The following is a 13,579-nucleotide window of genomic DNA, read 5'->3' on the forward strand; positions in this document are numbered from 1 at the left end:
TCGCCACAGGCAGCCGCTCCCACAGGTTTAATTTTTGTTGTTACAACTCAGGGCTGGGTTTGCGGGAAGATCAGAATTTCCAGGTTGCCGCGCTGGTAGCGTTTGCCGTCCACGGGCAACAAGGCGACTTCCTGAACTTCCTGAACACTGTTGACCCGCATCACCACCCCGACCGAGCCTTTCTTGCGCGCTTCGGTCATCCATTGGCCGACGTTATCCATGGTGACTTTGCGCGAAGCCATGGCTGGGTCGTCGAGACCATATTTCAGCTCACCGATAGTGTTGAACAGATCGACTTGCGGACGCTTCAACCGCCAGGACAACGCCGACGCCGCGCCCAGGTCGTTACTGAGTAATGAGCTCGTTTGACCCAAGGCATCCAGGTGTTCGGCGATAAACTGGTCAGGCATCTTGCTGTTGACGATCTTGCCGGGCATCGCGGCCGGCAGCAGCGCCACCAGCAGAAAGATCCCCAGCGCCGGCGCCGCCCAGAGCGTCAATGGCCGCGAGACTTGCACTGCGTTGGCGATGATCCAGCCGGCCAGCACGATGTAGCCAAGGGACAGGCTGAACATCTCCGTGTTTTCGAAAATTTCCCGGGTCGCTTGTACGTAAACCAAGCCGATCAGCGCAGCGCTGGCCAGCACCACATTGAGTACACCGTTAATACGCAGGGCCCGGCCTTTCGCCTGTTCAATCAGACCCACCACGGTATGCCCCATCAGCAACGCCAGCGGCAGCAGGCACGGCATGATGTAGGTCGGCAACTTGCCCTTGCTCAGGCTGAAAAACGCCAGCGGCAACAGCATCCACAGCAGCAGAAAGCCAATCGCCGGTTGGCGCTTGTTCTTCCAGGCCTGGATAAAGGTCGATGGCAGCAACGCGGCCCACGGCAGGCTCGATACCACCAGCATTGGCAGATAGAACCACCACGGACGGGTGTGTTGTGCATCTTCGGCGGCGAACCGGCGAATGTGTTCGTGCCAGAAGAAAAACCGCCAGAAGTCCGGTTCCCGATAGTGAATGGCAAGCACCCACGGCAAGCAGACCACGGCCGCCACGACGACCGCTATCGGCCCGTAGCGCAACAATTCGCCCAAACGTCGCTGCCACAGCATGTAGGGCAGGGCGATCAACACCGGCAACAGCCAGGCGAGGAATCCCTTGGTCATGAAGCCCATGCCACACGCGGCGCCCAATACGGCCCACGCACCAATTCGTTCTTTGGACGATGAGCTATCGATGGCAAACCACAACGCAACCAGGCTCAGATTGACCCAGAGCGTGAACTGCGGATCGAGATTCGCATAACCGGCTTGCCCGGCGATCAACCCAAAACTCATGTAGAGCAACGCACAGGCGCCACTTTTACGCGGGTCGTTCCAAAGGCGACGGGCAATCAGGTAAGTCAGCCAGACGCTCAGCCCGGTGCTCAACGCCGAGGCGATTCGTACACCAAACAGGTTATCGCCGAACACGGCCTGGCCGATGGCGATCATCCAGTAGCCGGCGATGGGTTTTTCGAAATAGCGGATGCCCATGAAGTGCGGGGACACCCAATTGCCGCTCAGGAGCATCTCCTGGCTGATCTGGCCGTAGCGGGTTTCGTCGGGGATCCACAAACCGTGGGTGACCAGTGGCACTAAATAGAACACCACGAAGGCCAGTAGCAAGCCGGGAACGATCCAGCGTTCGGCGGCTGTGGGTTCTGGCGTAGGGCGGCGGGACGCATGCGCCGCAGGATGTTGCAACAGATTGTTATGGGACGTCATGAATCGACCTTAACGCAGGGACGTTGCTTGGTTCAGCGAGGAGCTCGGCGCAATCCTGCGCAGGCACAACGCTGGTTTGAGTGAATGCAGGCATATCGGCAGCTGAATGTGCGTGTTTTCCCTGAATCCAGAGAACTATCAACCTTCCCGGCTGAACGGTTCCTGAAGGAATTCAAGCTTGGAATCCGCCAATGTCCAGTTATTCAAGTAAAAGACAAACTTTCTTACATAGATCTGTCAATGAGCAGCAAACTAATTAGCTTGCTACTCATTGCCGTTGATTATTTTGACCTTGTATTACGTTTGGCATCTAACAAGTGATTCACTGCGCGTTCGTTACTTCAGCGTTTTTTTCGCGCAACAGCGAATGCCAATCACCGTCATTCAGTATACCCAGCACCTGAAGTTGTCCGTTAGCGTCAATGCTGACAAACAAGGAGCTGCTGTATTCGCTGGCGGCAGCGTGCTTGAAACCGGTCTGCTTTTCAAAATCACCGATGCAGCCGCTGTGTGTGACCAGTACCGAATTGCGATGGGGAACCTTATGCGCGACGACATCGTTACGCAGGGTACTGCCACAACTGGCCAGCCATTCCTGAGTTACCGCTGCTTTACCAAACATGGCGTGTGCCGATTGCTCGGTGCGGGTCACCGGGCTGACGAAGACATCAGTCTGTGCCATGCCCAGGCTCACAAAGCCTTGGCCTACCGCCGCGGAAGCCTGGCTGCCGAGTTGGGTAATGCCGTCGGCCGGACCCAGGCACGGGTTACTGGAACGGTCGCAACGTTCGGCGTGGCGAACCAGCACCACCACGTCACCGGCCTGCCAATGCTTGATCAGTTCGGCCTGGACCTTGGAGCTTGCACTGCCAAGATCTGTCGGGGATCGATGCCACCACATGAAGCCCGTCACCAGGACGGCCACCGTCAATAAGGCTGACACACTGATGATTTTGGTGAGTCGCGATGGCGATCCTCGACGGGACGGCATTGCGGATGTCACTGATTCGACCACGGTCTTGCCCCTTTGAATAACCCGAAAACTGCACGCAACGCAGCCTTGGCCGGGAAAGTTTCGACGAAAATTGAAGTTGCTTAGTCGTACTTCTAACGATGAGCAACACACTAAGGGGCGGGGCGTATGAGCGCGGTGAAACGAATGTGAAAAATTTGCGGAAATTCATTGTTATTCAAGAAACCCTCTCCCTTTAGTTTCAGTGACAGCAGCGTAGTCCATTGACGAGTAATGATACGGAGTATTTGAAAATCACTATCAAATACGCCGTGTAGATTATTTCAAGTTGTTTCCGTGGAGGGTCTGCCAAGCAAATCGACTCGGCAGCCAGGCGCCGCATCACTGACGGCCAGCTCCATGTCGTGCAGGCGCGCCACCGCTGAGACCATGCTCAGTCCAAGGCCGTTACCCGGCGTATGCCGGCTGGATTCGGCGCGGTACAGCCTGCGCAATACCGCTTCGCGCTCAGCCGGCGCAATACCCGGTCCGTTATCCGTCACGCGAATCCCCACAGCAATCTGGTCAGCGATCACCGTCAGGTGAATGTCGCTATGGTCCGGTGAAAACTTGATCGCGTTGTCCAGCAAGTTGCAGACAGCATCGAACAACAGTTGCGCATCACCGGCTATAACGGCCGGCATCTGGCTGCTATTGAATGTCAGGCTGATGCCGCGTTCCTCGGCCAGCGGTTCATAGAGCTCCGCAGCATCGGCCGCTATTACATTCAAATCCAGCGGCGCAAAGTGACTGCGGCGCGCGCTGTTTTCGATTTCCGAAATGCGCAGCAAGGCTTTGAACGTTAACAGCAGGCCCTTGGCTTCGGTGAGTGCCGCGTCAATGCTGGTGGCATATTGGGCTTCATCCAGACCACGCCGCTGGGCGCGCTCAAGGCCTGCGATCAGCCGGGTCAGCGGAGTGCGCAGGTCATGGGCGATGTCATCGCAGACACCTTTGACTTCGCTCATCAACCGTTCCAGCTCATCCAGCATGCCGTTGACCACGCCAGCCAGACGGTCGATATCGTCGTTGTTACCAAGGATCGGCAGCCGACCGGTCAAGTCACCCTCGATGATGCCTTTGATTGAACGACTCAGTTTATCCAGGCGCCGGTGGGCCGAGTAACCCAGCAGCACCGCACCGAACAGACCGACTACCAGCAACAGAACACCGCCGGAATACAAAGCATTGATCAGCAGTTCATCGAACTCGCGAATATCGTGCATATCCTGGGCGACCAGCAACGTCTTGCCGTCGGGCAGGCGATGCACCATGAACCGTACCGGACGATGGTGGCCATTATCCTTGAGCCAGCGAAACTCCTGCGGTTTGTCGTATTCGGCGAACGGCGGCAGGCGATGAATCGCTCCGGCGATAAACTTGCCTTGTTCGTCGAACAGGCTATGAGGCAGTCGGCCTTCGACATCCTGCACGGCATGCTTGCGAATCTCGGCCAACTGCAACTCCGGTGATTGCAGGCTGCGGTTTTCGACTTGCCGATAGAGCGCCGTATCGGCTTCGGTTTTCAGGTAGAACGCCGTTTGCCAATAGATGTAGCCGAACAGCGCCAGGAACGAGCAACCGAATAGCCCAAGAAACAGCAGGCCGGTGCGAAAACTGATGGTGCGCGGTATTTCACTCAGGTGAACGGAGTACATAGCCGGCTCCACGAATGGTGTGAATCATCGGCAGATCGCCTTCGCCATCAACCTTGCGTCGCAAGCGGCTGATGTGGACCTCGATCACATTCGTGCGCTCGTCGTAGGCGTAACTCCACACCGCTTCAAACAACATGGTACGCGTGATGACTTGCCCGGCATTGCGCATCAGATGCTCGAGCAAGGCGTACTCGCGAGGCACCAGTTCGATGACCCGTTCACCACGGCGTACTGTTCGCCGCAACAAATCGATTTCCAGGTTGGCGACTCGCAGTCGGGGTTCCTGAGTCGTCGCGGGCGGCTCTGCACGGCGCCGGCACAAGGCATCGAGGCGTGCTGTCAGCTCGATGAACTCAAACGGTTTGGTCAGGTAGTCGTCACCCCCGGCGCGCAAGCCGCGAACCCGCTCGTCCAGCGCACTCAAGGCGCTGAGAATCAGCACCGGAGTGCTCACGCTGGCCGCTCGCAATGCGGTGAGCACACCTAAACCATCCAGGCCGCCAGGCAACATGCGGTCCAGGACGATCAGGTCGAAGGGTTCACTCAAGGCTTTCAACAGGCCTTCGCGGCCATTGTCGACACAGCTCACCGTGAAGCCGTGATCACACAGGGCCGCTTCGATTTCGCGGGCAGTAGGCAAGTCGTCTTCGACGACCAAAACATGGGTCATGGCAGTTGAACCGGTCACGTAGTCGGGACAGAGGTGGCATAGTGTGTCAAAGCCTTGGGCGAAGCTACGTTCCCGCCGGTTAAATAAAAGTTTAGGTTGGATTTCATGGAGACCGTTCCTTGCGCATTCTTGTGGTTGAAGACGATGCCCAGACCGCCGCGTACCTGCTGCGCGGGTTGACGGAAAGTGGCCATGTCGTCGATATCGCCAGCGACGGCAACAGTGGCCTGGACATGGCCCTGGAAGCGATTCACGACGCGTTGATTGTCGATCGACGCTTACCCGGGCTCAACGGCATCGAGTTGATCAAGGCCTTGCGAAGTCGTGGCCAGCGGGTGCCGATCCTGATGCTCAGCGCCCAGGCGTCCACCGCGCAAAAGGTCGAAGGCCTGCAAGCCGGTTGTGACGATTACCTGGCCAAACCTTATGCATTCGCCGAAGTGCTGGCGCGTCTGGATGCCTTGATGCGCGGCCGCGATCAATCGAACGGGCCGGTACGTCAGCTAGAGGTCGGAGAGTTGCGACTCGACTGCGCCACGCGTACCGCCGTGCGCCAGGGACGGGTTATTGCCTTGCAGCATCGCGAAGCCCTGTTGCTGGAAAAACTCATGCGCCACAGCGGCCAGGTGGTGACCCGCGACATGCTGCTCGACAGCGCCTGGGACTACGCTTTCGACCCCAACGACAACGTGATCGACAAACACATCCATCGCCTGCGGCGAAAACTCGATGAAGGTTTTGATGACTCGCTGATCAAGACTGTGCCCGGCGTCGGCTACAGCTTTCAGGTCAACACGCCGCAAGATTAAATAAAAGTTTATCTACCGACGAACGCTCTGGCAGGCACTCCTCGCTATCTTCGCCTCATTCGTGGACTAGTCCACAGAGGCTCAAGCGGGAGATAGCTAGCCCATGTCCGTTGCAACCTTGGCGGTGCGCACCTTACGTTCCGCGCGTTATTCACCGATGTCTTTGATGTTGCTCGGCGTGCTGGCGCTGAGCGGCTGCTCGATGGTGCCCGAGTATCGGCAACCCGAGTTGCCCGTGGCCGCACAGTGGGATGGCACGCCAGACAGCCAATCAGCGCCGGGCGGGCAGTGGTGGCGCGAGTTTCACAGCACCGAACTCGACTCGCTGATCACCCGTGGCCTGGCCTCCAATTACACCCTCAAGGCTGCGGTCAGTCGGATTGACGAGGCGCGTGCTTCAGCACAAGTCGTGGGCGCCGGCCAATACCCGGCGCTGAATCTGGGGGCAATTTCCAGCGTCAGAACAACTACGGCACCACGGCAAAACGCAGCGTCTTTGCCGAAGCCACCTACGAGGTGGATTTCTGGGGCAAACAGCGTGCGGCAGCCGATTCCGCCGACGCCCTGGCCAACGCCAGTGTGTTCGACGCCCATACATTGCGTATGACTCTGGGCGCGAGCATTGCTGACAGTTACTTCCAGGTGCTGTCGCTGGAAGAACGCCTGCGTCTGGCCCAGTCGATTGCTGACGATGCCCGGCAAGTGCTCGACCTGGTGGAAGTCCAGGCCAGCCAGGGCGCGGTGTCGAATCTCGAAGTCGCTCAGCAACGCAATGCCATGCAGACCTTTGAAGCGGCGATGCCAGGGTTGCGTCAGCAACGGGATTTGGCGCTGTACCAATTGGCGGTACTGGTCGGCGCGCCACCCCAAGGCTTTCATCTGCAAGGTAACGGGCTCGACACCTTGCAAGTGCCGCAGCCTTCGACCGGCCTGCCGATTGGCTTGTTGCGTCAGCGTCCAGACATTCAAGCAGCCGAGGCGAGGCTGACGTCGGCGAACTTCGATGTCGGTGTGGCCCGTGCCGCGTTTCTGCCCAACCTCTCACTGGACCTGCTGGGCGGTATCGATACGATCGCCGGCGGACAGATCTGGAGCGCTATCGGCACCCTAAGTCAGCCGCTGTTCGCCGGTGGCCAGCTCAAGGGCCAGCTGCATTTCGACGAGGCTCATGTGCAGGAGCTGACCGCCAATTACCGTGAGTCGATCATCGAGGCGCTGCAAGACGTCCAAACCCAGGTCAGCGCCGCCCGTGAGCTGGACAAGAGTTACGCCTTGAACCAATCGGCCGTCGATTCGGCCCGCGAAGCCGCGCGGCTGGCACAGGTTCGCTACCGGCTGGGCTCTACCGATTTCCAGACCTTACTGATCGTTGAGCGCACCCAGTACCAGGCCGAAGACACGCTGTTGCAGGTGCGCCTGCAACACCTTCAGGCCGCTGTCGGTTTGTTTCGCGCCTTAGGCGGGGATTTTTCCGCCGCCACCATCGCTTCCAATTCTCCTTCCCAGGTGGCTCACCCATGAATGTTCTACACCCACGTCGTCGCGTTGCTCTCTGGGGCCTGGTGATTGTGTCGCTCGGCGCAGCCCTCGGCGGTTTTCAATGGATCAAGCGGGCCCAGGCAGCGCCGGCGAAGTCTGAAGCAGCGGCGGTGCCGGTGCAGATGACCCAAGTCAGTCGTCAGGACTTGCCGGTCTGGATCAGTGCCATCGGCAATGTGCAGGCCCTCAACAGTGTGAATGTGCGGGTGAGGGTGGACGGCGAGCTGCAAAAAATCCTGTTCAATGAGGGACAAACCGTCACCGCCGGCAGCCTGTTGGCGGTGATCGACCCGAGGGTTTATCAGGCCCAGGTTGCTCAAGCCCAAGCCTTGGTCGCCAAGGATCAGGCGCAGTTGGCCAATCTGAGGGTCAGCCTGGACCGAGCCAGCAAACTGGCCGCTGCCAAGGCCGGCCCGACCCAGGACGTTGACACTTTCCGCGCTAATCTGGCGGCCCAGCAAGCTACCGTGCAGGCGGATCAAGCAGCACTGGATACCGCGCGCCTGCAATTGGAATTCACCCAGGTCAAGGCGCCGTTGACCGGCCGCACCGGCCAGCGCCTGCTCGACGTCGGTTCCATTGCCCATGGTGCTGAGGCTACGGGGCTGGTGACGATTACCCAGATGAATCCGATCTCCGTGGCTTTCGCGGTGTCCCAGGATGATCTGGCAGAAATCCTCGAAGAAAACGCCAAAGGCGCGTTACAGGTTGTCGCGATGACGCGCGACGGTCACCAGGAAATCGCCCATGGCCAACTGAGTTTCATCGACAGCCAGGTGGCCGCTGCCAGTGGGCAGATCCAGCTCAAGGCCCAATTCGACAATGCCGCCGGTCAACTGTGGCCGGGGGAATTGGTGAGCGCACGGTTGCTGGTCCAGACCCGCCGTGACGTCACCGTGGTGCCGGCCGATGCGGTGCAATTCGGGCGTCAGGGCAACTTTGTCTATGTGGTCGATGCTGATCAGCGGGTGCAGCCGCGCCTGGTCGATGCCGCGACGGTGGTTGAAGGCAAACAGTGGATTCGCCAAGGCCTGGCGGCCGGCGAAACCGTTGTGGTGCAGGGGCAATCCCGCGTCGCGCCTGGGCTGAAAGTCACGCCGGTCACGCCTGACAATTCGGCGGCACTGGTGGAGGCTTCACAATGAATGGGCTGGCCGGTCTGATTCAACGGCGCGTCGGTCTGAGCTTGCTGGCCCTCGGGGTCATGCTGCTGGGCGCCTTCGCCTATTTTCAACTGCCGGTGGCGCCATTGCCGACAGTGGACTTCCCGACCATCCAGGTCACCGCCAAACTGTCCGGGGCGAGCGCCGAAACCATGGCGTCCTCAGTGGCCACGCCACTGGAGCGGGCGTTTGCCGCTGTACCGCAAGTCACGTCGATGACCTCGTCGAGTGCAGCAGGTAAAACCCAGATTGTGCTGCAGTTCGACCTGTCGCGGGATATCGATGGCGCCGCCCAGGATGTGCAAACGGCAATCAACACGGCGACACCCAATCTGCCCAAGACCATGTCCAGCGCGCCGACCTTCAACAAGGTCAACCCGGCTGAAGGCACCGTAATGTCCCTGGCCGTTACCTCACCGACCCGCACGCTGCCGGAACTTGATCGCTACGCCGACAATTACATCGCCCAACGTCTGTCGCAGATGCCCGGCGTGGGCCTGGTGGATTTTCACGGCGAACAGAAACCCGCCGTGCGGGTGCAGATCGATCCCGATGCGCTGGCCGCTCGTGGTCTGACCCTGGAAGACGTGCGCAGCGTGATTGGCGTCAGCACCCTGGATCAGCCCAAAGGCAGCCTGGACGGACAACAACGGTCGATCACCCTCGGGGCGACCGACCAGTTGCTCGACCCGCAGCATTACCGCGACCAGATCATTGCCTATAAAAACGGCATGCCGATCAAGCTCGGCGATCTGGGCCGGGTGATTGCCGGCGCTGAAGACACCCAGCAAGCCGCGCAGTTGGGCGCCGAGCCAACCGTCATTGTCGACATCCACAAGCAACCGGGTTTCAACCTGTTGTCGACGATCGCCACGATCAAGGCAAAACTTCCCGAACTGACCGCCTCATTGCCGCGAGATGTGCAGGTTCAGGTGGTGGGCGACCGCACCCAGACTATCGAAGCCTCGGTCAATGACATGCAATTCACTTTGCTGCTGTCGATTGCACTGGTGGTCGTGGTGATTTTTGTGTTCTTGCGCAAAGCCACCGCGACGCTGATCCCCAGCCTGACCATTCCGTTGTCCCTGGTGGCGACGTTCGGGGTGATGTACCTGTTGGGCTACAGTCTCGACAACCTGTCGATCATGGGCCTGGCGATTGCCGTCGGGTTTGTTGTGGACGACGCCATTGTGGTTATGGAAAACATCGTCCGACACCTTGAAATGGGCAAATCGCGCCTGCAATCGGCGGTCGATGGTTTGCGTGAGGTGGCGTTCACTATTGTCTCGATGACGGTGTCGCTGATCGCGGTGTTCTTGCCGATTCTGTTGATGTCCGGGATTGTCGGCCGACTGATGCGTGAGTTTGCGGTGACCGTCAGCGTGGCGATCATCATGTCTTGCATCGTTTCGCTGACCATCACCCCGATGCTCTGTGCCTGGCTGCTCAAGCCCCACGCCGAAACCGAGGAAGGACGTTTTGCCCTGGCTTGCGAGCGGGCGTTCACTGGGTTGCACAATGGCTATCGACGCAGCCTCGACTGGGTGCTTGATCACCAGCGGCTGACGTTGGCGGTGGCCGTGGCGACGCTGGCGGCGACGGCGGTGTTGTATGTCGCGATTCCCAAGGGTTTTTTCCGCAGCAGGACAACGGTTTGATCCAGGGCGTCGCCGAAGCGGCGCCGGATATCTCACCTATCGCCATGCGGGCGCAGGTCAACCGTGTTGCCGAAGTGATCGGCCAGGATCCGGCGGTGGCTCGGGTGTATTTCTGGATCGGCCCGAACCCGACGGTCAGCCAAGGCAAGGTGATGATCAACCTCAAGCCGTTCAGCGAGCGCACCGCCAGCGCCGGCGAGGTCATCCGCCGCTTGCAACCGGCCCTCGACAAGTTGTCCGGGATCAAGGTCTACATGCAGGCCAACCAGGACATCCAGATCGGTGGCCGGGCCAGCAAAACCCAGTATCAGTACACCTTGCAGGACCCGGACAGCGTCGAGCTGGACCACTGGAGCGGCGTATTGCTGGAAAAACTCAAGACGTTGCCACAGTTGCAACACGTGACGTCCGACCAGCAACAAGCTATTGCCCAATCGACCCTGGTCATCGACCGGCCGACGGCGGCACGCCTCGGGGTGACGGTGCAGGCCATCGACGATGTGCTGTACGACGCCTTCGGCCAACGGCAGATTGCGACGATGTTCACTCAGTTGGATCAGAACCATGTGATTCTGGAACTGGACCCAAGCTGGCAAACCTCCACCGCGACGCTTGCGCATCTGTTTGTGCGATCAAGCTCTGGCGCCCTGGTGCCGCTGAGCCTGCTGGCGAACGTCAAGACCGAGCAAGTGCCGATCATCATCAACCATCAGGGCGTGTTCCCGGCCATTACGCTGTCGTTCGACCTGGCACCCGGTCACGCGTTGAGTGAGGCGGTCAGCGCAATCAACCAGGCGTCCCTGGCCGTGGCGATGCCCGACACCGTCGTCGGTAGTTTCCAGGGCACCGCCCAAGCCTTTCAGGATTCACTGAAATCGCAGCCCTGGTTGATTCTGGCGGCCATTCTCACGGTCTACATCGTGCTCGGTGTGCTATACGAGAACGCCATTCACCCGCTGACGATCATCTCGACGCTGCCATCTGCCGGTTTCGGTGCGCTGCTGGCGCTGATCATTTGCGGTCAGGACCTGTCGGTGCTGGGGATGATCGGCATCATTCTGTTGATTGGCATCGTCAAGAAAAATGCGATCATGATTGTCGATTTCACCCTGCAAGCTCAGTTGACGGGCTTGTCACCCCGTGAGGCCGTCCGGGAAGGTTGCTTGTTGCGTTTGAGACCGATCCTGATGACCTCGCTGGCAGCCTTGCTCGGGGCTGTGCCGTTGGCGTTCGGGCATGGTGCCGGTTCCGAGTTGCGCCAACCGCTGGGTATTGCGATTGTCGGTGGCTTGGCGGTTTCACAAATTCTGACGCTTTACACCACGCCCGTGGTCTATCTTTGGTTCGAACGTCGGCGCCGCAGGACGCAGCCCGACACCGCAGGTGTCCCAGTTTGAAACCGGCAGTGGAGCCACGCATGGGTATGGATTTCAAACAGAGCCTGACCAAACGGATTGTGATCGTATTTGCCCTGATGAGCGCCTTCGTCGCCGGGATCTTTGCGCTGGGCATTATCGCCACGGTGCATGTGGTCGAGCGCAAGCTGACGACCACCAGCCTCGGTGGCGGGCTAAACCGCCTGCTGCTGATGGATGACACCAGCGACTGGAGCCATCGACCTGAAAAGGACGAGCTGTTTTTTGTCCAGGGCGGGCAGGGGGCCTTGTCCATGGACTCTGAACTGGAAGCGCTGGCCCCGGGTTTTCAGGAAATCGAGTATCAGGGCGACGACTTCTACGCCATGGCCGAGGTGGTGGGCGGGCGCAAATACGTGTTGCTGCGTAACCAACTCAGTCTCGAACAACGTGAGCATGTGTTGTTCGCGGTGGTGATTGTCGGTTTCGTCTTGAGCATTGCGCTGGCGGTCACCCTGGGCTGGCTACTGGCGCGACGGGTGATGGCCCCGGTGATTCGACTGGCACGCCAGGTGCGCCATCGCGATCAGTTATTGGACTTGGCGCCTCCGCTGCACCCCGATTATGCGGTGGACGAGGTCGGGGAACTGGCGCTGTCGTTCGACCAGACCCTGGGCCGGCTGCGTGCTGCGCTGGGCCGGGAAAAGCTCTTTACCAGCGATGTCAGCCACGAGTTGCGCACACCGTTGATGGTACTGGCCAGTTCCTGTGAATTGCTGCTGAGCAATCCCTCGCTGGACCCTCGTTCATCGGCGCAGGTCAGTCGTATTGCCCGGGCCAGCCACGAGATGCAGCAGTTGGTCGAAACATTTCTGATGCTGGCTCGCGCTCGAGAGGATTCCGGCACCGGTGCTAGCGCGACCTTAAAAGAAGTCGCCGATAGCCTGGCCGATATTTGGGGGCGATTGATCCGGGAAAAGGGTATCGAGTTCATCTACGATGCCACCCACACCTCAGCGCAGCAGCATAACCTGACGTTCCTGCAATCGGTCATGAGCAATTTGCTGCGCAACGCCTGGCACTACACCGATCGTGGCTACATCCGGCTGACGTTGTGTGAACACGGTTTCAGTGTCGAAGACAGCGGCATCGGTATTCCCGAAGAAAAGCGCCACGCGATGTTCCAGCCATTTGTCCGGGGTGATGAAAGCCGGGGAGAGGGGCTCGGATTAGGGCTTTCACTGGTTCAGCGCATCTGTACCAAGCAGCAATGGCGGGTGGCGCTCAGCAGCCTTGAGCCAAACGGTTGCTGTTTCACCGTTGAGCTGATGCCGCACGACTTGTAGGAGCAAAGCTTGCTCCTACAAGGATGGTGTTTATCACAGGGCCGCCGGGCAACCCCGTTGCGCGGCGGCCGCTTGGCTGATCACCGCGGCCAGGCGTTTGACGTTGTTCTGCTGGGCGGTCACCAGATCGTCGATGGACGGCCCTGACGGCGTCTGCAACGTGCTGCGGCAGGTGACCAGCGTGTTATCGCCGGCGCCGAGTGGCCGCAGGCGCCATTTGACGTCGATCAAGCCGTACTGGCCTGGAATCGAGTCGAAGCGCTGCACATCCACCCGCAGCGACACTTTGTGCTGCGGGTTGGCGTTCGACAGTTGGTCCACCAGAGCGCTGCGCAATTCATCCGCAAGGCTTGCACCCCACCAGTCGGTTTCGAGGATCGCCAAGCCACTGCTGCCTTGGCGAATGACGATCTGCGGACGATCCACCTGAGGCGGCACGCTGATGCCTTCGATCTTGATCTCGTCGCCGCTGCCGCGTGCAGGTTGTGCCGGGGTCAGGGTGTGAAAGTGAATCGGATCGCTGCGGCACGCCGTGAGGAGTAACAACGCAGCAACCAACGTAAACTTTGGCGAAAAAGCCATGGGTGTTGCTCCTGT

General features: G+C 59.5%; 9 protein-coding genes and 1 pseudogene. 5 read left to right on the top strand and 5 right to left on the bottom strand.

What is annotated here, in order from left to right:
- Positions 1-47: 47 nt before the first annotated feature.
- From arnT to RHM58_RS25000, 4 genes are all read right to left on the bottom strand, one after another.
- Positions 48-1,772: a lipid IV(A) 4-amino-4-deoxy-L-arabinosyltransferase gene (gene arnT, locus RHM58_RS24985; protein WP_201254971.1), complete on the bottom strand. Its 1,725-nt coding sequence runs from the start codon at positions 1,770-1,772 to the stop codon at positions 48-50.
- Between the two features lie 322 nt (positions 1,773-2,094).
- Positions 2,095-2,763 carry a histidine phosphatase family protein gene (locus RHM58_RS24990; RefSeq protein WP_201254972.1) on the bottom strand — a complete coding sequence of 223 codons (669 nt, stop codon included), beginning with the start codon at positions 2,761-2,763 and terminating at the stop codon, positions 2,095-2,097.
- A gap of 305 nt (positions 2,764-3,068) precedes the next feature.
- Positions 3,069-4,442 carry a sensor histidine kinase gene (locus RHM58_RS24995; RefSeq protein WP_322268442.1) on the bottom strand — a complete coding sequence of 458 codons (1,374 nt, stop codon included), beginning with the start codon at positions 4,440-4,442 and terminating at the stop codon, positions 3,069-3,071.
- Positions 4,420-5,112: a response regulator transcription factor gene (locus RHM58_RS25000; protein WP_201196894.1), complete on the bottom strand. Its 693-nt coding sequence runs from the start codon at positions 5,110-5,112 to the stop codon at positions 4,420-4,422. The genes RHM58_RS24995 and RHM58_RS25000 overlap by 23 nt, the downstream gene beginning before the upstream one ends.
- A gap of 119 nt (positions 5,113-5,231) precedes the next feature.
- Between RHM58_RS25000 and RHM58_RS25005 the strand changes: the two genes are divergently transcribed.
- The 5 genes and pseudogenes from RHM58_RS25005 to RHM58_RS25025 all read left to right on the top strand — a co-directional run bounded on the left by RHM58_RS25005 (position 5,232) and on the right by RHM58_RS25025 (position 12,982).
- Complete coding sequence (locus RHM58_RS25005) at positions 5,232-5,921, top strand: response regulator transcription factor (protein WP_322268443.1); 690 nt, start codon at positions 5,232-5,234, stop codon at positions 5,919-5,921.
- A 423-nt stretch (positions 5,922-6,344) separates the two neighbouring features.
- Positions 6,345-7,442 (top strand): efflux transporter outer membrane subunit, encoded by a 1,098-nt coding sequence (locus RHM58_RS25010; RefSeq protein ID WP_322270895.1) that lies wholly within the window; start codon positions 6,345-6,347, stop codon positions 7,440-7,442.
- Positions 7,439-8,605, top strand: coding sequence for an efflux RND transporter periplasmic adaptor subunit (locus RHM58_RS25015; protein ID WP_322268444.1), 1,167 nt, complete (start codon positions 7,439-7,441; stop codon positions 8,603-8,605). Before RHM58_RS25010 ends, RHM58_RS25015 begins: the two co-directional genes overlap by 4 nt.
- Positions 8,602-11,678, top strand: a pseudogene (locus RHM58_RS25020) (efflux RND transporter permease subunit). The gene RHM58_RS25015 and the pseudogene RHM58_RS25020 overlap by 4 nt, the downstream one beginning before the upstream one ends.
- Before the next feature lie 26 nt (positions 11,679-11,704).
- Entirely contained in the window at positions 11,705-12,982 is a 1,278-nt protein-coding gene (locus RHM58_RS25025; RefSeq protein WP_322270896.1) for a sensor histidine kinase, read from the top strand.
- A gap of 33 nt (positions 12,983-13,015) precedes the next feature.
- Here the strand turns inward: RHM58_RS25025 and RHM58_RS25030 are convergent, their stop codons facing one another.
- Positions 13,016-13,564 (bottom strand): PqiC family protein, encoded by a 549-nt coding sequence (locus tag RHM58_RS25030; protein WP_322268445.1) that lies wholly within the window; start codon positions 13,562-13,564, stop codon positions 13,016-13,018.
- Positions 13,565-13,579: the final 15 nt, after the last annotated feature.

It is taken from the genome of Pseudomonas sp. 10S4 (assembly GCF_034344865.1).
In the GTDB taxonomy this organism is placed as follows: domain Bacteria; phylum Pseudomonadota; class Gammaproteobacteria; order Pseudomonadales; family Pseudomonadaceae; genus Aquipseudomonas.

Coding starts and splice junctions, on each gene's coding strand:
- arnT (WP_201254971.1), bottom strand. CDS start 1,772: ATGACGTCCCATAACAATCTGTTGCAACATCCTGCGGCGCATGCGTCC.
- RHM58_RS24990 (WP_201254972.1), bottom strand. CDS start 2,763: ATGCCGTCCCGTCGAGGATCGCCATCGCGACTCACCAAAATCATCAGT.
- RHM58_RS24995 (WP_322268442.1), bottom strand. CDS start 4,442: ATGTACTCCGTTCACCTGAGTGAAATACCGCGCACCATCAGTTTTCGC.
- RHM58_RS25000 (WP_201196894.1), bottom strand. CDS start 5,112: ATGACCCATGTTTTGGTCGTCGAAGACGACTTGCCTACTGCCCGCGAA.
- RHM58_RS25015 (WP_322268444.1), top strand. CDS start 7,439: ATGAATGTTCTACACCCACGTCGTCGCGTTGCTCTCTGGGGCCTGGTG.
- RHM58_RS25025 (WP_322270896.1), top strand. CDS start 11,705: ATGGATTTCAAACAGAGCCTGACCAAACGGATTGTGATCGTATTTGCC.
- RHM58_RS25030 (WP_322268445.1), bottom strand. CDS start 13,564: ATGGCTTTTTCGCCAAAGTTTACGTTGGTTGCTGCGTTGTTACTCCTC.